This window comes from Bradyrhizobium sp. P2_E8 (assembly GCF_056403875.1).
In genome coordinates, this window is the sequence record NZ_JBFUES010001238.1 from 1 (window position 1) to 1,910 (window position 1,910).

Below are 1,910 nucleotides of genomic sequence, written 5' to 3' on the forward strand. Positions count from 1 at the left end.
ACACCAACGGCGTGAAGACCAAGGCCTACGTCCAGAACGCCGACCACAGCCAGGATAACTACACGTACAACATCACCGGCCAGAGCTACACGACCCAGGTCCAGCACCTGGACGCGGCCGGGAAGGTCACGTCCGTGATCCGCACCCATGCGGACGGTTCGCTGGCCTATTCCCAGGTGTTCAACAGCGACGGCAGCAACGCCGTCAGCAACTACAATGCTGCCGGCGTCAAGATGCTGGAGACCGACACCAACGCCAACGGCAGCAAGGACGTCTACACCTACAACATCACCGGCCAGACCTACACGACCGAGCACGACAGTTACGATGCGACGGGCTTCCTGACGACGCTGGTGCGCACCCACGCCGACGGAAGCCTTGCCTTCAAGCTGGCGCAATCCAAGGACGGCACCAAAACGACCGACTGGTACGACGCCAAGGGTGTGATCACCAGCGAGGTSGTGCAGAAGGCCGACGGTTACAACTCGACGACGGTCTACACGTCMGGCGTGAAGACCAGCGCCTTCGTCACCAACGCAGACCRCACMCARGACAACTACACCTACAACATCACCGGCCAGAGCTACACGACCCAGGTCCAGCATCTGGACGCGGCCGGGAAGGTYACGTCCGTGGTCCGCACCCACGCCGATGGTACGCTCGATTACRCCCAGGTCATCAACAGCGACGGCAGCAGCGCGGTCAGCACCTACAATGCCGCCGGCGTCAAGATGCTGGAGACCGATGTCCATGCAGATCACAGCAAGGACGTCTACACCTACAACATCACCGGCCAGTYCTACACGACCGAGCATGACAGCTACGATGCGACCGGCTTCCTGACCTCGATCGTSCGCACCCACAGCGACGGCAGCCTCGCCTTCCAGCTGGCTCAGACCACCGACGGTACCAAGACCACCGACACCTATAACGCCACCGGCGTCATCACCAGCGAGGTCGTGCAGAAGGCSGACGGTTACARCTCSACGACGSTCTACACGTCMGGCGTGAAGWCCAGCGCCTWCGTCACCAACGCMGACCACACCCAGGACAACTACGTCTTCAACGTCACCGGGCAGAGCTACACCACGCAGCATCAGCACCTCGATGCGACCGGCAAGGTCACTGCCGTGGAACGGACCCACGCTGACGGCACCTTCGACTTTACCCAAGTGATCAACACCGACGGCAGCAAGGTGACCGATCTCTACGACAGCACCGGCAACAAGACCCAGGAAACCATCAACAACGCCTCCGGCACGACGGACGTGTTCAAATTCGTCGTCTCCGGATCTCCCGGCGCGGTCGAGCACGACTTCTACAACAGCGCCGGCAAGTTGCAGTCGATCGACGTGCTCAACACCAACGGCACCCATACGATTACCGCCGCCACCACCGGCGTGACGCTTTCGGGYGGCACCGGCAACGACATCTACTGGTCGGCGGGATCAACCACCATGGTCAATTCGGGCAACGATCTGATCTACAATTTCGTTGCAGGGAATGGCACCAACCACGATACGATCCAGATCGCGAGCGCGCTCGCGGCCGATTACAGCCACCTCCAGATCAGCCAGAACGGCAACGACACGCTGGTCCAGGTATCGGCAAGCGACTCCGTTCTTCTCAAGAACGTCCTCGCCAGCCACCTCACCAGCAACGACTTCCTGTTCGTCTGAACAGGATGAATTGTGGCAAATTCGTCGCAGAACCGGACCGGTTCGCGTGGGCAGCAGATCCGATGCTGCTGCCCACTTGCCACGCTGCCCAATAATTGACCCCGCCGRCCACAAAGCGGCTTTGACTGCGGTGCACGATCCTCGGTAAATTTCGGCAAATTAATCGAGGCGACATTGACTGATATCGAAGGGGCACGGACACCCAGCAACGGCATATTGCCAGGCATTCAG

Annotated in this window: 1 pseudogene; it reads left to right on the forward strand. The window is 60.3% G+C overall.

Annotated features, from left to right (window positions below):
- Positions 1 to 1,679 (forward strand): annotated as a pseudogene (locus tag AC1D00_RS39065) (RHS repeat protein); the annotation flags it as partial.
- Positions 1,680 to 1,910 lie beyond the last annotated feature (231 nt).